The 20744-nt window shown below is 43.0% G+C and carries 21 protein-coding genes; 5 read left to right on the top strand and 16 right to left on the bottom strand.

The genetic code is table 11. The annotated features are described in order from the left end of the window. Positions 1 to 404: 404 nt before the first annotated feature. From MKX36_RS03070 to MKX36_RS03050, 5 genes are all read right to left on the bottom strand, one after another. Positions 405 to 1661: a nucleoside permease gene (locus MKX36_RS03070; RefSeq protein WP_340864194.1), complete on the bottom strand. Its 1257-nt coding sequence runs from the start codon at positions 1659 to 1661 to the stop codon at positions 405 to 407. A gap of 328 nt (positions 1662 to 1989) precedes the next feature. Next, on the bottom strand, positions 1990 to 3180 hold the full coding sequence (gene deoB, locus MKX36_RS03065; protein WP_277510620.1) for a phosphopentomutase: 1191 nt from the start codon (positions 3178 to 3180) through the stop codon (positions 1990 to 1992). Between the two features lie 154 nt (positions 3181 to 3334). Continuing rightward, complete coding sequence (locus MKX36_RS03060) at positions 3335 to 3796, bottom strand: nucleoside deaminase (RefSeq protein ID WP_277510617.1); 462 nt, start codon at positions 3794 to 3796, stop codon at positions 3335 to 3337. A 46-nt stretch (positions 3797 to 3842) separates the two neighbouring features. Further along, positions 3843 to 4754: an EamA family transporter gene (locus MKX36_RS03055; protein WP_340864193.1), complete on the bottom strand. Its 912-nt coding sequence runs from the start codon at positions 4752 to 4754 to the stop codon at positions 3843 to 3845. A gap of 37 nt (positions 4755 to 4791) precedes the next feature. After that, positions 4792 to 5610, bottom strand: a complete 819-nt coding sequence (locus MKX36_RS03050; protein WP_090891004.1) for a purine-nucleoside phosphorylase — start codon at positions 5608 to 5610, stop codon at positions 4792 to 4794. 364 nt (positions 5611 to 5974) lie between these two features. On the opposite strand from MKX36_RS03050, the gene MKX36_RS03045 reads away from it, so the two are divergent. Beyond that, positions 5975 to 7189: an ROK family protein gene (locus tag MKX36_RS03045; protein WP_090891005.1), complete on the top strand. Its 1215-nt coding sequence runs from the start codon at positions 5975 to 5977 to the stop codon at positions 7187 to 7189. A 261-nt stretch (positions 7190 to 7450) separates the two neighbouring features. Here the strand turns inward: MKX36_RS03045 and MKX36_RS03040 are convergent, their stop codons facing one another. The 3 genes from MKX36_RS03040 to MKX36_RS03030 all read right to left on the bottom strand — a co-directional run bounded on the left by MKX36_RS03040 (position 7451) and on the right by MKX36_RS03030 (position 10488). Further along, a complete protein-coding gene (locus MKX36_RS03040; protein ID WP_340864192.1) occupies positions 7451 to 8269 on the bottom strand; it encodes an alpha/beta fold hydrolase in 819 nt (272 codons plus the stop codon). 827 nt (positions 8270 to 9096) lie between these two features. After that, positions 9097 to 9267 (bottom strand): hypothetical protein, encoded by a 171-nt coding sequence (locus MKX36_RS03035; protein ID WP_155399775.1) that lies wholly within the window; start codon positions 9265 to 9267, stop codon positions 9097 to 9099. A gap of 198 nt (positions 9268 to 9465) precedes the next feature. Further along, positions 9466 to 10488: an MBL fold metallo-hydrolase gene (locus MKX36_RS03030; protein ID WP_340864191.1), complete on the bottom strand. Its 1023-nt coding sequence runs from the start codon at positions 10486 to 10488 to the stop codon at positions 9466 to 9468. Between the two features lie 165 nt (positions 10489 to 10653). Here MKX36_RS03030 and MKX36_RS03025 point away from each other — a divergent pair, with 165 nt between their 5' ends. Continuing rightward, positions 10654 to 11664, top strand: a complete 1011-nt coding sequence (locus MKX36_RS03025; protein ID WP_340864190.1) for a fumarylacetoacetate hydrolase family protein — start codon at positions 10654 to 10656, stop codon at positions 11662 to 11664. 93 nt (positions 11665 to 11757) lie between these two features. Beyond that, entirely contained in the window at positions 11758 to 12339 is a 582-nt protein-coding gene (locus tag MKX36_RS03020) for a TetR/AcrR family transcriptional regulator (RefSeq protein WP_013369248.1), read from the top strand. 214 nt (positions 12340 to 12553) lie between these two features. Here the strand turns inward: MKX36_RS03020 and MKX36_RS03015 are convergent, their stop codons facing one another. From MKX36_RS03015 to MKX36_RS02995, 5 genes are read right to left on the bottom strand one after another with little or no spacing between them, the layout of a single operon-like run. Further along, positions 12554 to 13873: an ABC transporter permease gene (locus MKX36_RS03015; RefSeq protein ID WP_340864189.1), complete on the bottom strand. Its 1320-nt coding sequence runs from the start codon at positions 13871 to 13873 to the stop codon at positions 12554 to 12556. Beyond that, positions 13866 to 14768, bottom strand: coding sequence for an ABC transporter ATP-binding protein (locus MKX36_RS03010; RefSeq protein ID WP_017428000.1), 903 nt, complete (start codon positions 14766 to 14768; stop codon positions 13866 to 13868). The genes MKX36_RS03015 and MKX36_RS03010 overlap by 8 nt, the downstream gene beginning before the upstream one ends. After that, complete coding sequence (locus MKX36_RS03005) at positions 14765 to 15730, bottom strand: ABC transporter ATP-binding protein (protein ID WP_019686051.1); 966 nt, start codon at positions 15728 to 15730, stop codon at positions 14765 to 14767. The genes MKX36_RS03010 and MKX36_RS03005 overlap by 4 nt, the downstream gene beginning before the upstream one ends. A gap of 5 nt (positions 15731 to 15735) precedes the next feature. Beyond that, a complete protein-coding gene (locus MKX36_RS03000) occupies positions 15736 to 16137 on the bottom strand; it encodes a GntR family transcriptional regulator (protein WP_340864188.1) in 402 nt (133 codons plus the stop codon). A gap of 41 nt (positions 16138 to 16178) precedes the next feature. Then, on the bottom strand, positions 16179 to 16898 hold the full coding sequence (locus MKX36_RS02995) for a hypothetical protein (protein ID WP_016819546.1): 720 nt from the start codon (positions 16896 to 16898) through the stop codon (positions 16179 to 16181). Between the two features lie 238 nt (positions 16899 to 17136). Here MKX36_RS02995 and MKX36_RS02990 point away from each other — a divergent pair, with 238 nt between their 5' ends. Together MKX36_RS02990 and MKX36_RS02985 are read left to right on the top strand one after the other, a co-directional pair. After that, a complete protein-coding gene (locus tag MKX36_RS02990) occupies positions 17137 to 17364 on the top strand; it encodes a DUF1858 domain-containing protein (RefSeq protein ID WP_017428003.1) in 228 nt (75 codons plus the stop codon). A 14-nt stretch (positions 17365 to 17378) separates the two neighbouring features. After that, complete coding sequence (locus MKX36_RS02985) at positions 17379 to 18644, top strand: DUF438 domain-containing protein (RefSeq protein ID WP_019686048.1); 1266 nt, start codon at positions 17379 to 17381, stop codon at positions 18642 to 18644. On the opposite strand, the gene MKX36_RS02980 is transcribed toward MKX36_RS02985, so the two are convergent. The 3 genes from MKX36_RS02980 to MKX36_RS02970 form a co-directional block, all read right to left on the bottom strand. Further along, a complete protein-coding gene (locus MKX36_RS02980; RefSeq protein WP_017428004.1) occupies positions 18636 to 19145 on the bottom strand; it encodes a GNAT family N-acetyltransferase in 510 nt (169 codons plus the stop codon). The two genes, MKX36_RS02985 and MKX36_RS02980, sit on opposite strands and share 9 nt — an antisense overlap. A 184-nt stretch (positions 19146 to 19329) precedes the next feature. Beyond that, positions 19330 to 20112 (bottom strand): type I methionyl aminopeptidase, encoded by a 783-nt coding sequence (gene map / locus MKX36_RS02975; RefSeq protein WP_016819542.1) that lies wholly within the window; start codon positions 20110 to 20112, stop codon positions 19330 to 19332. A 105-nt stretch (positions 20113 to 20217) separates the two neighbouring features. Further along, positions 20218 to 20406 (bottom strand): hypothetical protein, encoded by a 189-nt coding sequence (locus MKX36_RS02970; protein WP_007428354.1) that lies wholly within the window; start codon positions 20404 to 20406, stop codon positions 20218 to 20220. Between the last annotated feature and the right edge of the window lie 338 nt (positions 20407 to 20744).

The following is a 20744-nucleotide window of genomic DNA, read 5'->3' as shown; positions in this document are numbered from 1 at the left end:
TGACCTCACTTTACAATAAAATGGTGTGTTAATGAGTGCAGTATGTTGTTTATAAGTAGTAGCCTACCATCTTCGTGTAACTCGAAGTCAATACGTTTGAGTCAGTTTCTTTAAAATTTTTGTCAGCAGGACTTATATGTATACAATGGCATGATGCAACCCAACGGCTTAATATGTTTGAACATACGGTGTGCTTTTATACAGATGGCGAGCCCCTCACTGTTCATAACAGATAAAGGCTCGCCATCTCACCAAGCTTTTCTTTTATTGTTGTATAAATATCTTGCCCTGATCTGAAGCCAATTTCACTTCATTCGATCTTTTGCTTCCTTTAAATATGAAATAAAGAGCTAAAATCATAAACAGCAATGCAGAAAAACATTAACCTTCTTTCATTATTGATTTCAATGGCCTGTAGTTACATCTTTTATAGCATTTCGATCATGTTTATATTTGAAGCTTATAGCAAAAACAACTGCAAGTACGAGTGTATATGCTCCAAAGGTCAACCAGATACTTTGCCAATCTTTCACACCATCCACTGTGAAATAATCTACAACCTTTCCACTTGCGATGGCGCCTACATACGCTCCGATTCCATCAACCATGGCTAAAAATAAGCCTTGCGCACTTGCGCGAATACGAGGATCGACTTCTTTTTCTACAAAAATGGCTCCAGAGACGTTAAAGAAATCAAATGCACAGCCGTACACAATCATGGATAACAGAAGGAAAGTGAATCCCATACCAGATGGGTTACCATATGCGAAAAATAAAAAACGTAATGTCCAAGCCACCATACTAATGAGCATAACCTTTTTAATTCCAAAGTTACGTAAAAAGAATGGGATGGCAAGGATAAAACACACCTCAGCAATCTGTGATACCGATAATAAAATAGATGGATACTGTACGACCAGGCTATCTTTAAATTCAGGATTCAGTCCAAAATCATGCAAAAACGGATTACCAAATGTATTGGTTATTTGCAAGGCAACACCTAGAAGTGTTGAGAAAAGAAAGAATATAACCATTCTTTTCTGTTTGAACAGTACAAACGCATCCAAGCCTAAAAGACTAATCCATGACTTTTCTCTCTTCTCGTTAGAGGTTGGGCAATCAGGTAGCGTAAGTGAGTATAGGGCTAGCAAGAGCGAGATACTCGCGGCTATATATAACTGGATGTTGCTTAACTCAAATCCGCTAAGACTAACTACCCACATGGCAATAATGAACCCGATTGTTCCAAAAACGCGAATTGGTGGGAAATCCTTTACTGTATCCAATCCCGCTTTCTCAAGCGCAACGTATGATATAACATTTGTCAAAGCACTTGTTGGCATGTAAACCAACGAATTGAAAAATATCACCCAAAACATAGTCATTGGATCTGAAATGTGTGCTGCTATAAATAAAGAAATCGCACCTAGAACATGGAATATTCCATATAATCTATTGGCTTTAATCCAACGATCCGCAATAATGCCTGCAAGACTAGGCATGATGATCGCGGCTAATCCTTTTGAGCTATAAACAATTCCAACTTGTGCGCCCGTAAAATGTAATGTATTGATCATATACGAGCCTAGCGTAACAAGCCATGATCCCCAAATGAAAAACTGAAAGAAATTCATTATTCTAAGCCGTGTTTTCATTGCCATTTTTCCTGTCCCCTTTTGAGCTTGAATATTCAAGTTGTTGTGTTACTACTCTTCCGTCGATTCTTCTATCGGACACACTTGGAAAGGCTTACATTTTGTTATTCATAGTGTAATAGGTAAAGTCATTAAAGTAAAGAACTAAATATATATTTTATAAAAAGTAATGAATTATTCATAATAAATGACTTATAATATACATATTAATTTTATACTTTTTACATAAAATAATAAAAGTTTGTTTTTTTCCAAACCAAATGACCTCCGTAGAAGCGGAAGTTATTTGGTTTAATTCGTTTAATCCAAGTGCTGGATTAGCACGCTACAACGTTTATCTTTTTATCATTAATTCATGCATAAAACTGGTACCTTGGTCTGGCAGTTTGACCCCAAAGTTGTCAGCAACGGATGCTCCAATGTCTGCAAACGTTTTGCGAAGAGGCAGCTCTCGGCCTTCCATAAACGCTTTGGAGTAGATGAGTAGCGGCACATATTCACGTGTATGATCGGTTCCGTGATGAACCGGGTCATTTCCGTGGTCCGCAGTCAATATAAGCAGATCCTTCTCGGTAAGCTTTTCTAGCAGTTCTGGCAACCGGGCATCAAATTCCTCCAGTGCATTGCCATACCCTTGCGGATCTCGGCGGTGACCAAAAAGGGCATCAAAGTCAACCAGGTTTAAAAAAGACAAGCCCGTAAAATCCTTTTGTGCAACTTGAATAAACTTGTCCATTCCATCCATGTTGGATACCGTTCGGATCGCCTCAGTAACGCCTTCCCCATCATAAATATCTGAAATTTTCCCTACAGCAATCACATCCAGATCAGCATCCTTTAATTCATTCATGACCGTCCGGGAAAAAGGTTTCAGTGCATAGTCATGCCGGTTAGCCGTTCGTTTAAACTGTCCCGGCCCCCCTACAAACGGCCTAGCTATGACTCGGCCAACCATATAATCACTGTTTTTGGTCATTTCACGTGCCATTTCACAGACATTGTATAACTCATCCAGCGGTACAATCTCTTCGTGAGCAGCAATTTGCAGAACGGAATCAGCTGATGTGTAAACGATCAAAGCCCCCGTTTTCATATGCTCCTCCCCAAGCTCATCTAATATTTCAGTGCCGCTGGCAGGTTTATTTCCGATGATTTTTCTCCCTGATTTGATTTCAAGTTCTTCAATCAAAGCGGCAGGGAAACCATACGGAAACACCTGAAAGGGGACGTCTATACGTAACCCCATGATCTCCCAATGCCCTGTCATCGTATCCTTCCCGTTAGAGGCTTCCTGCATTTTGGTCCAAAAAGCCGCTGGGTGATTAGCTTTCGGTATTCCTTGAATTTCTTTAATGTTGGACAATCCAAGTGCAGCCATGTTAGGCATATACAGTCCATTCATTTTTTCTGCGATATGCCCCAACGTATCAGACCCCTCATCTCCAAAAGCCGCAGCATCCGGTGCTTCTCCAATACCAACTGAATCTAGGACAATTAAATGAATTCGTTGAAATCGTTTATTCATATATCAATCTCTCCTCTCAACACGCACCTTTGTTTTATCTGAAGCATTATTTTTTAGATTTCAAGCAGTAAAACGATACATAAAAGAGGACAGCTTCACTATCCAGTGAAGTTGCCCAATGAATTCATAGATTCTCATATTTTTAAAAAGTTATTTAATGAGAAAATTTGTATCCATCAAAGACTTTTAAACCTTCTTCGTTGAGTATTTGTTCAACCAGTTCAGGTCTTTGAGGGCTTTTCTCAAATACTTCATTACATGCGATCATGATGTTGCTCCCAGCGATTTCAGCTAACTGATCATGTGATACGCTGTATACTATTTTGCCCAGATTAGACCACACCATGGCGCCCGAACACATAACGCAAGGTTCACAACTTGTATACAAAGTGTATTCGCTCAAATCAAATACATTGTTTTCAGAACAAAATTTCCGGATTAAACCAATTTCTGCATGATGTGTTGGATCACAAAACGTATTAATTTTATTTTCCCCAACCATTACGACTTCTTCCCCTTTGACCAAAATTGCACCAAAGGGCTCATTTCCTTCATTTCGGGATTGTAGAGCAACCTCAATTGCCTTTTTCATAAAGAGTTCATCTTTGTTTGTCATTCCATATTCCTCCCTAATCTATGATTATTATCCATCTAAGGACGTTTCAAATGGTTAAGATGTCCTTTTTACTTTTTTTCAGTAATTTTGGTAATGATATTCCAATTAAGATAAGAACGATCCCTACATATTGCGGAACACCAATGTGCTCATTCAGGACAAAGACAGACATTAATAAGGCTGTTGGAAGCTCCATTGCACCTAATATTGATGCTATTCCTGATCCCACTAACGGAACACCTTTAGAGAAAAGCAGTGTGGAGAGGAAGGGACCGACAAAAGCTAAAACAAACCCGTATTGTACAGCCAGTTGTAATAAAAGCTTTCCGTCTGTTAAAAATGTTGGAGGTAAAATGATCGAACAAACGATGAGGCCTCCGGTAGTCATGAAAGCTGTCTTCATCATCGGATTTGCTTGAACGGCGACCCTACCACTAACGATCATAAAAATAGAATAAGATAATGCTGCAAGCAGACCATACAAAAAGCCAAGCCAATGAACGGCTGAAATTCCAGTTGAATAAATATTAGTTGCGCTTATCGTTCCGATAAGTAAAGGAATGATGGATAGTACCTTTCCTTTTTCAGGAATTCTTCTATTGAAAATTGCCTCTAGCAACACACCGATCCATGTAAACTGAAAAAGGAGTACAATTGCCAAAGAAGCTGAAATATATTGAAGTGAAAGATAATAAAACATTCCTGTAAGCCCCGTTGTAGCCCCTACGGTAACTAATAATATTATTTCCCTTTTACCTGGCGTTACAAACTTCTTCTGTTTTGTACTCTTCGTGCCTTTAGTAACCAGCACTCCGCCCCATAATAATATCGATCCTAAGAGGAGCTGTATTCCAACAACATCATTCACGATATAACCATCTTTATAGGCTAATTTCACAAAAGTCGATAATAAACCATAACAAATTGCACCTAATATGACATATATATACCCTTTCATAACCTCGCCTTTTTCTTCATCGGATTTTATATAATTACTAGACCTTCTCTACAATTCCCTTAACTAAAGCAATGAAATTCTCTCTTACCAAGGCAGCTACCTCAATTACTTCGTCATGACTTAGAGGCTGATCTAGAATTCCACAAGCCATGTTGGTTAAACAGGAGATTCCAAGAACCTTCATATTCGCGTGAACAGCTACGATGGCTTCTGGTACGGTTGACATTCCAACAGCATCTGCGCCTAATGTACGAATCATGCGAATTTCAGCTGGGGTTTCATAAGCTGGACCACTCCACCAGGAATATACGCCTTCGCGTAAAGTTGTATTTTGTGCTTTTGCAACTTCCGTAGCAATTTGTCGCAATTCAGCATTGTACACTTGAGAAAGATCAGGAAAACGAGTACCCAGATCGTTATTATTCGGTCCAATCAATGGATTTGTACCTACCAAATTGAGGTGATCCGTAATCAACATTAACTCACCCGGTTTAAAGTCTTTATTAACGGCGCCACAAGCATTGGTGATGAGCAAGTTTTCTACACCCAGGGCCTTCATCAAACGCACCGGAAAAGTCACTTCATCCAAAGAAAAGCCTTCATAGTAATGAAAACGTCCTTTCATTGCGACTACAGTTTTCCCCTTTAATTCGCCAATGACCAATTCGTTGGCATGACCTACCGCTTCAGATTTTGCAAAGTGAGGAATTTCGCTGTAAGGTATTGTGAAAGGGTTTTCAATTTCATCAGCCAGTGTCCCTAATCCGGACCCCAAAATCATTCCGATCGTCGGACGATATGATGTTTTACTCATGATAAAGTCTCTGGTTTCCAAAATATCTTGCATTTTATGCATATTTAATTCCTCCTAAAATAGTTTGCTGTAAGCTATCTGTATCAATCACTTCAAATTGCTGCTCCAACAGCTTTCATTGATTAGTGTAATAGCTTAACTACCTTTTGTAAATAACTATTTATCATTTATATAAAAAGACTAATTAGATGTTAAATAATTCGTCATTATCTCCAGTTCTTTTTATACTAATTATCAAAAGTTAATTCATGTTTTCTTCATTAGCTCAACGTGTATCTAAAACATCCAAAATTGTACAGATTTAATAATCAGAGTAGATATATCATCAAAAAAGCCCGATAATAATTGTAACTATATATTTATGTCTGAAAACAACATCTTGTATTAAAGATCAAGGGGAAGTTATATGTTAAATAAATTTGAAGAGTTATCATCACCCAAAGCGAAAAACTTAAAACTGTTATATAGCTTAGTTCGTAAATTAGGTCCTGTAACCATTAACACGTTAGCTGAACACACTGGTTTTAAGCATGTAACATGTGGGCGTTTACTTGACGAACTTGTTGCAGAAGATCTTATCTATGATAGTGGGATTGGAAAATCAAGTGGTGGACGTAAACCTCTGGCCTATGTCATCAAACCGGATGCTTACAACTTGATTGGGGTTGAGATTACAAGCTTATACACAACTGTCTTGCTGCTTGATTTAAAGCTAAATATTATAGGCGTCAAAAAATTAAAGATGACCACCGAATGTACTGGAGAGTACACATTAAATTATGTAGCAAAGTGCGTTGAGGATTTACTGGCTGAACATAACGTTCCTAAGGAGAAATTGTTGGGCATCGGCATTGGGGTTCTCGATTCGTTTGATCCGGCAATGGGAGTCATTTCACATCCCCAACTTTTTCCTGCAGGTGGATGGGATATAAATATAATTGAATATTTAAAACATAAAACCAACACTCCTGTATTTCTGGAGAATGGGACCAACTTGGCTGCGCTAGCTGAATATCGTATGAACTTTTGGAAAGAAACAGATAATTTAGTCTTTGTATCCAGTGATATTGGAATTCGATGCGGTACTATTTTTCAAGGCAGATTGGTTAGCAGAAAAAGAGATATGGATGATACCTTTGGGCACATCATCATTGATATTCATGGTCGACGTTGTTCTTGTGGCTCATATGGGTGTCTCCAAGCATACAGTAGTTTGCCTGCTATTCGTGACGAAATGGTTAGGCTCATGAAGCGTGGCAAGCCTTCAATGCTTACGACCGAAGTTAACGATTTCGAAGAGATCAATTTACACCACATTTTATATGCTTTAGAGCAAAACGATGCACTCTGTTTAGAAGTTGTTGAGGATGCAGCTTATTATTTTGGTGTGGGTCTCAGTAATCTGATTTTTCTGTTACGTCCTGAGATCGTGATTTTCGGAGGAACTCTAGTACCAAAACCGCGTTTTTTTGAGGTAGCAGCTAAAACAGCACAAGATCGACTAAAATTTTATCCTGATAGTCATGTTCAAATCATTAAATCCACTGAAGCCTACAATATTGTAGCTCAAGGAGCTGGTTGTATGGTGCTGGATTATTTCACTGAAGAGGTACCTGTTTAGCATTTAGTCATCGATTCAAGTTCTTATCCACACCTGAGATGAGAACTTGAATCATTCAAAACAAAAAAAGATGAGCCAAGCGACTCATCTTTTTGAAGTGACTATTTATTTACGTACGACGGCATAGCCTTTATTCTTCAGTAGATGTCCAGTTGAGATTCGAACGATTCCAGCTCCAAGATCAGTAGCTTACGCTTCAGAGCTTTCTGAATAAAGTACAGATTAATTCCCTGCCCGTTAGTTCAATGGATTCATATACAACTAAAATCCAAACTCTGTTACTCTTTCAAGCCACTCACGAATAAGTGACTCAAATAATAGAGCCTGTTCAATTTGAAGATTATGGCCTGCTCGATCTAGAACGGCAAAGGTTGCTCTAGGGTAATTGTCTAAAATTTTAAAAGCGTCTATGTAACCAACGACTGCATCTTGTCGTCCAAGAGTAAATACTGTTGGTTTATCGAATACTAATTCATCTATATTGGTGGATAATCCATAGTTTCTTTGAATCTTGCTAAGAAAATCGTAGTCAGCGATCTTACAACCTGCCACGATCTCTTCTGAATACCTCTTCCAATTATATTCATCGAGAACGACTTGATTTGCGCTAAAATCACTTATTTGCTCTTCACTTAAGGTGCCCATAAACTCGCGATCACGATGAACAACAAAATGCTCGGGAAGTATTCTTCTTTTGTGTTCAGGAACAATTAATGGACAAATCAGTGCAGCTCCACCAATACGATCTTTATGTCTATTAATTATTCCTCTTGTAATATAACCACCGTATGATTCGCCTGCTATGAGATAATCTTGGTTTGGGACAAGAGTTTCAATAAAATTTATAACTGCTTCTAGCATATCATTTGAATTACATATTTGATCGTAATCCATTGTTTGTCCCATTCCAGGCAAATCAAGATAGATACGACGCCAACCGGGGATATCTTCAAATATCGGTTCCATACACCCACTCATTAACCGATGGTCTGGTGTAAAACCATGGATCATTATAATCGGTTTGCCTGTACCAATTTCCTCGTAATATATATTGGCATTCTTGACTTTACAATATGGCATACAGACTCCTCCAATTGATATATTTATAATGTGCTTATACTAAAGAAAAATCTACATTGCTTTATCTAGCACACCAGATCTCCGTTTCCGTTTCGTTTTGATTATATACTCATACATAATATATGTAAAGAACACTTGTTCGCCATAATTGTTTCCGGGGTTAAACTAAATTGCTGTTTTATTATTCATCACCATATAAAGTAGGAAGACCTTGATTCATCAGTGCTTCTGACGAATCAAGGTCCCTACTTTGTCTCAACTATAATGGTTACTCACAATGTGCGGTGTCATAATTGGTGAGAAAATTATCGCTATCCAACTCATGTAAGCCATAAAAATCATAATTAATGAGAATATCCTCATTACTGTAATGGATAAGTATACATCTACCTTGTATAGGTTTCATATTATCTTTATTAGCTCAAAGACATCAAAAAAAGCTTGCCAGCGACAAGCTTTTTCAATGTTTAATTTCAACTTAAAATAGCGACTTTCAGCGGGACAATGTTATCGTGGTTTTAGAATTGCTTTCTTTTAAAAAATATGAATTTAGAAGAATCACTTCGGGCGGGGCTTGGCCATGACAGAGCTGCGCGAACCCAACATATAGAACATTCAAAGCAGATACAACGCCATTCCAGCCGCGACTTTGGTGCTGTTTATTTACATTTAACATTGTTACATCACTTCTACTTGGCAATTTATACATCGTTATTTTCTAAAAAATGTTACAAACGCCCTAGCTGCAATAGATGATGCTGTATTGCATTTTAACTAGTAAAAGCCACTCTGTAACATTAAATGCATCGAAACCGGGATGAAGGATTTTATTCAAATCCGGGTGCCTGACGCAAGGTGATTTCAGTACGTTTCATCCGTTCCACTACACCACGAAGTCCTTCTATAAACTGCTCCTTACTCTTCGGCTGCTGCGGTGTGTACTGCGGCGAATCCGGGACCCGTATCCGAATGGGTGGAAAACTTCCAAGCTCAGACACTGCCTTGACTTACCACTCTCTGTTTTTTCTCCCATGATTGAGCTGCGAAAGTTAAGTTAGTCATAAGTCCATCTCCATTTCTTTATAATCGGTTCTAAACGCCGATTTAAATTCCGTGGAACAATAAAAAAAACGGCCGCTGTTCGCATCGTTTGCGACAAGGCCGTTTTTTGTTTTTCGTACGCTAGCTTCAACTTGCTATTCTTGCCAAACACTCATAGGGTCCCATGGCTTGATCTGATCGCCATATTTTCCGGCCAAAAAAGCTTTCATGTCTTCCAGCTTAGCAGGCACCTCGTTCCAAATTGGAAGGGGTGGTAACCCTCGTTTGCTTTTCAATAGGATATCCACTGTAACATACAACCGTTCTGGCTGAATCCAATGAAGGAAGCGGGAAATATCAATTTGCTTGGTCAGGGACAAGGTATCAATTTCGTCATTGTAATGCTTGTTAAACTCGCTAATCAGGTTCAGGAGGTAGTCTCTTTGCTCCTTCACGAAGTCCAGGCCGCAGATGGCGCCATGTCCTGGAACAACGATTTCGGGTTTAATTTCATCAATAATGCGATCAAGCACTTTAACCCAATTGAGGGTTCCCTCTTCGCTGTATGCCGTACAACCGTTAAACACGACATCGCCGGCGAACAGCACCTTTTCTTTTGGCATCCACAGCAGCAAGTCACTGTCAGAGTGGGCCGGAGCTACGTTGTAAATCATAACTTCCATATTGCCAAGACGGATGTTGATATCGTCCTTTATCTCAATATTCGGGAGCACCCATTCTACGCCTTCTAGGTCGAATCCTTCAAATTCCGCTGCAAAAAACCGCTCGCCCGAAGTCGATTCCGGAGAATTCTTTCCTCTTCTGATGACGCTATCCATCCAGGCGATATTTTCGGTGAGACGCTCTCTGGACGCTTCCTTGTGCATAATAATGCAAGCATCTTCAAACACTTTGTTTCCCCAGGCATGGTCACTGTTATAGTGCGAATTCACCACATATGCGGGAGAGCCGCCGTTGCTTACTTCCTTAAAAGCCTCCCGCATTTCCCGCGCATGGAACAAATCGAAGAACGTGTCATACACCAGCCCTCCGCCCTTGTTGATGAACCCGGCATTGGCCCAACTGATGCCGCGATACGGCGAAATACCGGCAAAGACGCCATTTGCGACTTCAAAAAATTTAACGCGAGGTTTTTGGATAATACGTCCATACTTCATGGAAATTCTCCTTTGCGTATATGTTTTTGGGGTAAAGCACACTGATTATGTCTTTAATATAGAGAATCGAAAACATAAATGCAAGCAAGCACTTGCATGCATTTATGTTATGCAATATGATAGTAACAGAACAACATCAAACAACATGGATGGTGGCGCTGCAACATGAAGCTAGTAACCTTTCAAACCAAGACATCTCAGGAACCTTTATTTGGGCTTGTAATTAACGAGAAATTTGTCGTGTCTTTTGCCGCAATCATGAAAAAGCAGGGAACATTCGTTGACAGTCTTGAAAGTATGGACAGCTATCTTCATTATTTGCCGGCAAGTTATGATGCCGCTAAGGAATTGATGCAATATGCTGTCGAACTGTCGCATCAATTCAATGAAAATGAAGTCTGCCCGATTGCAGCGGTAAAATTGCTGCCGCCGGTTCCACATCCGGCTGCGCTTATCGATTTCGGGCTGACGCCAAGACATCTGAGAAATGCTGGCGTAAATCTGCTGCAAAGAGAATACACAGGACCGGAAAGAGTAGAACTTAAACGAAAAATCGCTGAAAAATTCCAGCAAGATCCGAATAAAGTAATTTTCAGTTATTACAAGTGTAACCATAATGCATTAATTGGCGATGGGGATACGATACATTGGCCTTCGTACTCTTCCTACCTGGATATCGAGCCGGAGCTGGCCTTTGTTACAGGGAAGGGGAACTGCATTGCAGGTTATGTTATTTTTAACGACAGTACTGTTCGCGATGTGCAGTGGCCTGATTTCCTGGCGCTGACTGGACCGACGCGCTGCAAAGATTTTGATCGCAGCAAAGGAATAGGACCATTTCTGGCTACGCCGGATGAAATCGGCAACCCGCTGGCACTGGATGTGGATGTACGGATCGGGGAGAGACTGCACTGGAAGGGAAGCACATCCGAGTATTCTGTACACCCTGCAAAAGTGATGGAGGAGATTCTCAAAGTTTTCACGCCGCTCCCGGGCACGATTATAGGAATGGGGACGATACCGGATTGCTGCGCAATCGAGACCGAACAATGGCTGTTGCCCTCTGACCGAATCCAGATTACATTTGATAAATTAGGCTCGCTCACGCAATTGGTGCCTGATCATGTCAAAATTACTGAACCAAGCCGCTGGGAAAAAAGAAGCGATTTGCCTTAAATAAACGTTTATGAAAATGATGAACCCCGCCCCTGCTGCATATGCAAAATCTTGTAGTAGAATAGGTTTAACATATGTAAAAGGAGAAATGCAATGCAAACTTCAGACAGAATCATTGAAGCCGCGACACGGCTCATCAAAAAGAAGGGCTATCGGGGAGTAAGCACCAAAGCCATTGCAACGGAAGCTAAAGTCAATGAATCTACGATTTTCCGGCAATTTGGAAGCAAGCAAGGCATATTGGAAGCCATTATTGAAAGACATTCGGATATCCCGCAATTTGAGAAGCTGTTAAAAGAGGATGCGACCGATAATCCGGAAGTAGATCTGCTGAATGTAAGTCAGCAGTACCGCTTGTTTTTCCATAAAAATGCGGACATCATTTTGATTGGCATCCGTGACAAAGGAATGCTTCCCGAATTGGACAGAGTGCTGGCCGATCCGCCGGTGAAGCTGCACTCCTTGCTAGTTGAATATTTTGAACGCCTGCAGAAGAAAAAAGTTATAGCCAGACAGGATGAGCGTCTTGCCGCCATGACTTTCCTCTCGATGTGCTACGGATTTCAGATGAGCGAGCTGATTCACCGGCAATATCAGTCCCAACTCGTCACCGAGGAAGAGTTCTACAAGCACAGTGTCTCATTGTTTGTTAAAGGAATCTTGTCTCAGTCATAAGCTTTATTGATTTATTTAATGATAAGTCTAACTTCTCCTCTCAAAACATCAACAATTATTAATCATCACAATATAAAGCAGAAAAGCCTTGATCCATCGGTACTTCTGATGAATCAAGGCTCTCACTTTGTCTCAAACATATATTGAAAAAATCTCATTTATTAATACATTTGTCTCAACTATAATGGTTACTCACAATGTTCTCCTACATTTATTAAATCTTGTAAGCCTTCATCGCTTTTCTTAGCTCTTTGAACGAAGGTCGTTTGCCATACATTAAGACACCCGTACGGTAGATCTTGGCGGCCAGCCAGCCAAATAATAGGATGGAAGCAACTAGAATGGCTAGTGACAGCCAAATTTCCAGCAGACTCGCCCGTTCCAGTCCGATGCGTAGCAGCATGACGGTCGGAGAAAAGAACGGAATGTATCCGGCCACCTTAATGAAAATCGTATCAGGTGCGGCAATATTGAAGATCCCGATGTAAAAGGCTGCGAGTGACAGCACGGTAATCGGCATGATTGCCTGCCCCAACTCTTCAGTACGGCTAACAATGGAGCCCACCGCGGCGAACAATACCGCGTACAGAAAGTAGCCGAGAATGTAAAATATGAGACCATAGCCGAGCACCGCAATATTCAGTTGAGACAAATTCAGTCCGACCGAGCTAAGAATGACATTATTATGCGGCAGCATGAGGTTGGCGCACATAACAGCTGCGAAAACGGCAATTTGCAGCAGACCTACCAGGAAGATGCCAATAATCTTCCCAAACATTTGGGTCAACGGCGACACGCTTGTGATGAGAATCTCCATGATCCGTGAGCTTTTTTCCGATGTTACCTCTGCAGCGATCATATTCCCCGTCATCATGGAAGAAGTGAAGAATAATATCATCAATACATAGACCAAACCATAGTTAATCATGGAGGTCGCTTTTTCCTCTTTCCCCGCAGCTCCCCCTGCCTCAGACGGACTGTCTACTTTCCTGCTATCCACCAATACAGGTGTACTAATTTCACGTATTTGGTCGCTGGTCAGCGACTTGTCACCCATAATAGCCTTGACCTTTGCTTCCTGAAGTCCCGTTTGCACCAATGTAATGACAGCCGGAGATGGCTCTTTTTCTACAGAGACGTATTCCACTTTAGGAAACGTGTCTCCCTTGGCGGCAGGCTCCGTGAACTGCACGTAACCTTGCAGCTTTCCGTTGTTCAAGGCTTGCTGCATTGCCGGCGCTTGTACGCTGTCATAACGTACCCAGATGGCTGCCGGATTGGACTGCTCCTTAGTAAATCGCTCCAGCTGATTTGCCACTTCTGTCTGATTCCCGGCAATCAGACCCAAGCGTTGATGTGCGGCTGCAGTTGTGCCGGAACCTCCGGCCCCTTCTCCTTTAAACAAAGAAATCAAATACGGCAGATTCATGCCCAGCGTAATGAGCAAGGCCAATACCAGTGTCGTAATGATAAAGGATTTGGTCCTCGCCTTCTGACGAAACGTAAACCCGATCACCGTACCCAGTCTATTCATGGGAATCCCCCACCTCTCTTATGAAAATTTCGTTGAGCGTAGGTTCCTTGATCTCAAAATGCTCCACATCCGTTTGTCCCAACGCTGTTTGCAAAATTAACTTCGCCGCATCCGGCTGCTCAATATGCAGCATCCAGCCACGATCCATATGCTCTACACGGCGTACGCCCGGCAGCTGTTCCAGTCCGTTCACTTCACCTGTAGTGATGAGGCGAACTTTTTCACGTGGGTAACGGCCCTTAATCTCTTGCACACTTCCCTGCACTACGGTATTCGAGCGGTGCAAAATCGTAATATGTCGGCACAGTTCCTCTACATGCTCCATACGGTGGGTTGAAAATAAAATCGCAGCACCCTCATCCCGTAGTTCCTTCACCGTATCCTTGAGCAATTCGACGTTCACCGGGTCCAGCCCACTGAAGGCCTCATCCAAAATGAGCAGCGTCGGACGATGCACAACAGCCGCAATAAAGCCCATTTTTTGCTGATTTCCCTTGGATAGCTCCTCAATCCGCTTGTCGTAATATTCCGGCACTCCAAAGCGCTCTAGCCAGTAGCGTAGACTTTTGTCTGCCTCCTTGGCCGACATTCCCCGCAGCCTGCCCAAGTAATTAATCTGCTCGCTCACCTTCACCTTGGGGTACAGTCCACGCTCCTCGGGCAAATAGCCCATTGTCCGCTGAAGCTCCTTGCTGTAGGGCTTGCCTTCATATTGAATGCTTCCCCCGTCAGGGTAAATCAGGCCGAGCACCATGCGCATCGTTGTCGTTTTGCCTGCTCCATTGCCTCCCAGCAGTCCATAAATCTCCCCGCCGTTCACATTCAGGGATATTCCGTTTACCGCCGTATGATTCCCATATTGCTTCACGACCTTTTCCAATTGCAGCATGCTCATGATTGTTTTACCCCTTCCTTCTTCATGAATGTCTCTGTATCCGTCGATAGTTGTCCCGCAGACCAATGTACTAAAATATCATCCAGCTCCAGACGGCGCACACGGATGGGGCGAATACCCGCTTGTTCCAATATGGCACTGGTCTCTCCAGCTGCCAGCGTTATAATTCGCTGTAAATTCCCATCACTCTCCGTCTCTACAACTCCCGGAAGCTCCGATGCCTCCTCTGGTGTACCTTCAAACCACATTTCCTTGCCATTTTCGAGCAGATGGTCTTTTTCCAGCTTGCCAAGCAGCCTGCCATCGTGCATCAAGACAATATAATCCGCCAAACGCTTGATCTCGTCCATGATATGGGTAGCAATAATGATCGTCGTTTTACCGTTCTTCATACAATCCCGCAGTTCCTCCAGCATGATCTTCCAGGCAAAGGGGTCTAGACCCGATGAAGGCTCATCCAGTAGCAACACACGGGGGTGCGGCGCCAAGGCAGCAGCCAGTTCGAATTTCCGGCGCTGTCCCTTGGACATACTCGATAATTTCGTATGTGCTGGAACCTGAAAGCGGTCCATTAGACGCTGAAAACGTGTTTCATCCCAGCCGGGATACCACAATGCTCGAAAAGCTGCTGCTGCTTCTGCAGTTAGTCGATCCTCCTCGCGAACCGGCTGCTCCGGTATATACCCAACCCATTGTCGTGTATCTGCCGGCATGCCGTCGGGGTATGCTTGACCGAACCAACGAATCTCACCGGAATCCGGATGAACAAGCTGAGTCAGCAAATGAATCAATGTGCTTTTCCCTGATCCGTTATGTCCAGCCAAAGCGACCACATATCCTGGTTCAACCGTTAAATTAATCGGTCCAATTTTCCGGTCACCTCGGGTTTTATAGACCTGGCTCATCTCAATAATTGGTGCTTTCATCTGTATTTCCGTAGGAACTCCCACATGATTATTCACGGCTGTCACTCCCTCACCTGGACTTCATACCTTCTTTTCACCATTTCTGCAAAAAGATCCAATAATTCCCGCTCTTTCATCTGTACAGCGATGCCTGTAGCAATCGCCGTTTCCAATGCCTCAGTCACCGCTTTAAGACGGTAACCTGAGCGCATATCATCCTCGACCAGAGCTACGAAGGTGCCCGTTCCTTGCCGGGTACGAAGCAAGCCTTCGTTCTCCAAATCCTGATAGACTCGCCGGACGGTGATTACACTGCAACGAAGCGTCCCCGCAAACTCACGAATGGAGGGAAGCAGCGTTCCCGCTGCAATCTGTCCGGTTACAATGAGTGAACGAAGCTGCTTTTCAATCTGCGCATACAGCGGTTCCGCGCTATTCTCATCAATTTGCACTGGAATATTCACCTGCTTTCCCCCCCTTTTTAGTTATTTTTGTACACATACTACTAAGTTAAGTTCCGTTTCATGAGCTTACGCTGTGTCACCCGATAGGACACTGACATAGCCAGAACTCCTGCTAACAATGCTCCCCACATCACCGGGGACAACAGCAACCATTCCTTACTATAAGAAGCCGTTATCGATACCAGGTTGGCCCCGCATACTCGAGCTATAATCGTAACCATCCCACACATTAGCATGATCACAATAGATAGCCAGAAGTACTCTTTTCCTCTTTTCAAAAATTCCAAGTGAATATAAATGGCTTGAATGAGCATTCCGTAGCCTATCCAGGTCAGAGCAAACGATACAAAGAATCCTGTGCTGGCATATATCCGAAGCGTACCTGACAATGTAAACAAAAGAGCAAAAAATATCACACTATTCGCAACAAACGCCAACACCGCCTGTTGAATTCGACTCATAATTACCGCTTTCATCGGTATAGGCAAGGTGCGGAAAAAGGCTAGCATGTGCGTATAAGAATCTTCCTGTAAATATTTGAACGCTCGACGGTTATAAATGAACCCTAAAAACGGAATCAACGTCAGCATGATGAAATCAGCTACTGGACTCAAGGCTGCATGCTCACCCCATTGCACACTTACCGCAAAACTCATGGTAAATCCCAAATACGCAATAAACAGCAACGTCCATAGTCCTGCATATGGATTCTTGCGAAAATCCTGACGGGTAATCATCCATGCCTGCTTCATGATTGTCATTTTCTTATCCTGATCCCTTCTGCACTGCTTGTGTAATAACAACTTCGTTCGCTCTTCATTTCAAAGGTGTTACCACAGTATTCAGTGTTATTACTGTATATATCTTTATACACAGTATATAAACCAAGATTTACCGTTGTCAACTACCTGAACAATATTGTGCGTACAATCACAATAGCTCGTTTGGACCTATGCTACTCTGTAAATGAAAAACGTTCTCAATTGAGGGGATGAACAAATGGATAAAATACTGCATTGGGATGAGTCCATATTTAACCTTGTTAATCGTTATCCTGAAGTGAAGGACATTATGGTAGAACTGGGTTTTCACGATATTGCCAAGCCCGGCATGCTCCAAACCGCAGGACGTTTTATGACACTGTCCAAAGGAATTGCGTTGAAGAAAATAAGTATGGAAACTGTGCAGCAGACATTTATGCAACATGGTTTTACCATTCAAAAATAAAGGGGTTAACGATCATGAGCGAGCTAATTAACAACCGTGAACATACAGCACAGGAATTAACGGAGCGTCAGCGAACATTGAAGGAAATTATTAAAGAACTACATGCCGGGAAAAGCGTGGAGGAAGTTAAAGCGCGTTTTGCAGAGGCTGTTGGTGGGGTAAGCGTGGCGGAAATTTCAGCGATGGAGCATGCCTTGATGACCGAAGAGGGAATTCCGGTGTCGGAAGTCCAACGTCTCTGTTCCGTTCATACATCGATATTCAAGGGCTCTATTGAGGATATTCATCGTCCTTCGGGACCGGAGGAACAACCAGGACATCCTGTTCACACCTTCAAGCTGGAAAATCGTGAGATCGAACGTCTGGTCAACTTTAAGCTGGCCCTCCATGCAGAGCAGTTTCAAAAGGACGACAGCCCCAAGGTTATTTACAAGCTGCTTGAAGATTTAAGTCTGCTGATGGATGTCGACAAACACTATAGCCGCAAAGAAAATCTAGTATTTCCTTATCTAGAACGCTATGGAATCTTTGGTCCAACCAAAGTGATGTGGGGGGTGGACGACGGCATTCGCGCCGCAATCAAGGATGCGAAGAAGCTGCTTACCGAATATAACGGAGATCGTGATCAGATTGGGAAGGCGCTTGCTCATATCATGAGTGAAGTGAATGAAATGATATTCAAGGAAGAGAATATTTTGCTGCCGATGGCACTCAGTAAGCTGACCGAGGATGAATGGCTGAAAATAGCCCGGGAAAGCGAGGAAATCGGGTTCTGCCTGACCGCTCCTGAGCGTGAATGGATACCTGAACGGGCAGAGGAACCTGTAGAAGCCCTTGAGCAAACGGAAGACACTTCCACTTCTGGTACTCCGCAAGGGTTCATACGATTCGAGACAGGGATTGTATCCGTACAACAATTGGAGCTACTGTTGAATCACCTGCCTGTGGATCTGACCTTTATCGATGAAAATGATGTTGTTCGCTATTTCTCTCACGGTAAAGAACGTATCTTTGCCCGTACTAAGGCCGTCATTGGTCGTACCGTGCAAAATTGCCATCCGCCGCAAAGCGTGCATGTCGTTGAGAAACTGCTGGAAGATTTTAAGGCCGGACGCAAGGATGTTGAAGATTTTTGGATTCCAATCAAGGACAAATTTGTCTACATCCGTTATTTTGCCGTTCGTGATTCCGAAGGACGCTATTTGGGAACACTGGAATTCACGCAAAATATCGCGCCTATTCGCGCCTTGGAAGGACAAAAGCGTATTCTATCAGAATAGCAGCCAGCCATAAGCCACCATGTTCAGGTTTTTGCCGCCCATATTAATAATATGCTGTTCAACTACAGGCTTGGCCCCTAGCTTTTCGTAAAAAGTACACGCTGGATTATCTGCCAGCACCCACACCATGACAGAGTGAATATCCATACTATTAAAGTGTTGAAGCAACCGCAGAAATAGTCTCTTGCCGAGCCCTAAACTATGGTATTCACTCAAAACATAAAGAGCCGTTATCTCTCCCCCGTACGGGGGATATTCCCCTGACTTTTCTGGACCTCCACTCACAAATCCGATCATTTCCCCCTTCTCATTTTCAGCCACATATACGAGATGACCGTCTTCAGTAGATAGATTCGCATTCCACAATTCTGTTCTTTGCTCATAGGAGAGCCGTTCCAGAACCTCGGCAGGCATGATATCTTTGTATGTCGTTCTCCAGCAGTCTACGTGCACCTTGGCGATGTCTTCGGCATCTGATATCATCGCTTCCCTAATCATCATGTGGGTTCCACTCCTAGTTTCCAATATTATGCCTCCTATTATACCGACGATCCGAATCGCGATCTATGATCTATAACAAGTAGCTCATTGTTTGGTGAAGCGGATATGCCATCCTAAAAAAACTTACCAAGAGAGTCTTATGCACACAACCCGCACATTGGACTCCCTATGGCACAATACTCTTTTATGAGGTCAAAATATAAGGACCGTTCTTTGTAATCGCAATGGTGTGCTCATATTGAGCGCCCCAACTGCCGTCTGCTGTGCTGATGGTCCAACCATCATCCCCCCAGAGCACCGCGCCTTCGGGTCCGAGGGTAAATACCGGCTCAATGGTAATCACCATCCCTTCGCGCAGTGGCAATCCCGTTCTAGCACGACCGTAGTGGAGAACGTCCGGCGGTTCATGTATTTGGCGGCCAATCCCATGCCCGATCAGAGATTTGACGTTACCGTACCGTCGCCAGCCTGCCGCTTTTTCGACCGCATGCCCAATATCCCCTAATGTCCGGCCGGGGCGGGCAACCTCGATGCCGCGCATCAGCGCCTTATGGGTCTGCCGCAACAGCCTTGCTACCGGACGACTGATGTCACCCACTGCGTAGGTCCATCCCCGGTCAGCTAGCCATCCGTCCTTGTTAACCACCATGTCGATGGTTACAATATCCCCATCATGAAGCACCCGCTCCGAGGGAAAGCCGTGACATACCACCTCATTGACCGAAGCGCAGGTCGCATAAGGGAACCCCTTGTAGCCCTTTTGTTCAGGCGTAGCTCCACGCTTGCATAGAAATTGCTCCACCCAAGCATCGATTTCAAGCGTTGTGATTCCCGGAAGAATACGACTTTCCAGCGCACGATGGCAATCTGCCAAAATACGCCCGGCCTCCCTGATGTAGCCGATTTCCTCCGGTGTTCGTATCGCTATTTCTATTGGAATCCGCCTCCTTTGAGCATACAAATTCACTAAACCTATCCCATTGTATGCAGGACGGACACAAAAAAACCGTCTCCTCTAGGGAAAGACGGTTTATAAAAGTCGTGTTTCTAGTTGTTCGGGTAAGCGAACCCTTTAAGATACTGAAGAATTGATGCGGCCGAGTTCGTTTTCCACCACCATGGTCAACTCTTCCTCATACCCTCCTGTTATCCGGTATTTTCGCACATATTCCTTTACAAATTTTTTGGGATCCTTAGGCCGGAAAATTCGAGTCATTTCCCGCAGACTTTCCTTAACTTCATTGTGACCTTTCGTTGCCATGTAACTCCCTCCCAAAACGTTGAAAATAAGTGCTCCGTTGAAGAGAATGCCGAAAAGTATTGATGTCCTTATGCAGTGAAGTAGTATGTCTAGTGCAGCTTAGGTCGGGAATGCCTTACGCGAGGCATGTACCTGACACTATTATTAACCGATTTTCTATTGGCTGAATCACTACCCCATTATACCATATTCAGATACAGCTTTCAGCTTTCCAGTAAATTTACATTGATTTTACCTATCTTTTACGCTTCATAGCATTTGGAGTTCTCAATTAGCTGCTGCATAGAGGTATACCTTATTTATCGGCTTTTGGAGCGTATGTGTTTGGGGTAAAATAA

It is taken from the genome of Paenibacillus sp. FSL W8-0439 (assembly GCF_038008995.1).
GTDB classification, from domain to species: Bacteria; Bacillota; Bacilli; order Paenibacillales; family Paenibacillaceae; genus Paenibacillus; species Paenibacillus polymyxa.
Note: the sequence above shows the minus strand (reverse complement) of the source record. Positions and strands in the feature narration are given on the sequence as shown.

What these genes read in the sequence shown, in the direction of transcription:
- MKX36_RS03070 (WP_340864194.1), bottom strand. Translation starts at nt 1,661, where the DNA reads ATGGCAATGAAAACACGGCTTAGAATAATGAATTTCTTTCAGTTTTTC.
- deoB (WP_277510620.1), bottom strand. Translation starts at nt 3,180, where the DNA reads ATGAATAAACGATTTCAACGAATTCATTTAATTGTCCTAGATTCAGTT.
- MKX36_RS03060 (WP_277510617.1), bottom strand. Translation starts at nt 3,796, where the DNA reads ATGACAAACAAAGATGAACTCTTTATGAAAAAGGCAATTGAGGTTGCT.
- MKX36_RS03055 (WP_340864193.1), bottom strand. Translation starts at nt 4,754, where the DNA reads ATGAAAGGGTATATATATGTCATATTAGGTGCAATTTGTTATGGTTTA.
- MKX36_RS03050 (WP_090891004.1), bottom strand. Translation starts at nt 5,610, where the DNA reads ATGCATAAAATGCAAGATATTTTGGAAACCAGAGACTTTATCATGAGT.
- MKX36_RS03045 (WP_090891005.1), top strand. Translation starts at nt 5,975, where the DNA reads ATGTTAAATAAATTTGAAGAGTTATCATCACCCAAAGCGAAAAACTTA.
- MKX36_RS03040 (WP_340864192.1), bottom strand. Translation starts at nt 8,269, where the DNA reads ATGCCATATTGTAAAGTCAAGAATGCCAATATATATTACGAGGAAATT.
- MKX36_RS03030 (WP_340864191.1), bottom strand. Translation starts at nt 10,488, where the DNA reads ATGAAGTATGGACGTATTATCCAAAAACCTCGCGTTAAATTTTTTGAA.
- MKX36_RS03025 (WP_340864190.1), top strand. Translation starts at nt 10,654, where the DNA reads ATGAAGCTAGTAACCTTTCAAACCAAGACATCTCAGGAACCTTTATTT.
- MKX36_RS03020 (WP_013369248.1), top strand. Translation starts at nt 11,758, where the DNA reads ATGCAAACTTCAGACAGAATCATTGAAGCCGCGACACGGCTCATCAAA.
- MKX36_RS03015 (WP_340864189.1), bottom strand. Translation starts at nt 13,873, where the DNA reads ATGAATAGACTGGGTACGGTGATCGGGTTTACGTTTCGTCAGAAGGCG.
- MKX36_RS03010 (WP_017428000.1), bottom strand. Translation starts at nt 14,768, where the DNA reads ATGAGCATGCTGCAATTGGAAAAGGTCGTGAAGCAATATGGGAATCAT.
- MKX36_RS02995 (WP_016819546.1), bottom strand. Translation starts at nt 16,898, where the DNA reads ATGACAATCATGAAGCAGGCATGGATGATTACCCGTCAGGATTTTCGC.
- MKX36_RS02990 (WP_017428003.1), top strand. Translation starts at nt 17,137, where the DNA reads ATGGATAAAATACTGCATTGGGATGAGTCCATATTTAACCTTGTTAAT.
- MKX36_RS02985 (WP_019686048.1), top strand. Translation starts at nt 17,379, where the DNA reads ATGAGCGAGCTAATTAACAACCGTGAACATACAGCACAGGAATTAACG.
- MKX36_RS02980 (WP_017428004.1), bottom strand. Translation starts at nt 19,145, where the DNA reads ATGATGATTAGGGAAGCGATGATATCAGATGCCGAAGACATCGCCAAG.
- MKX36_RS02970 (WP_007428354.1), bottom strand. Translation starts at nt 20,406, where the DNA reads ATGGCAACGAAAGGTCACAATGAAGTTAAGGAAAGTCTGCGGGAAATG.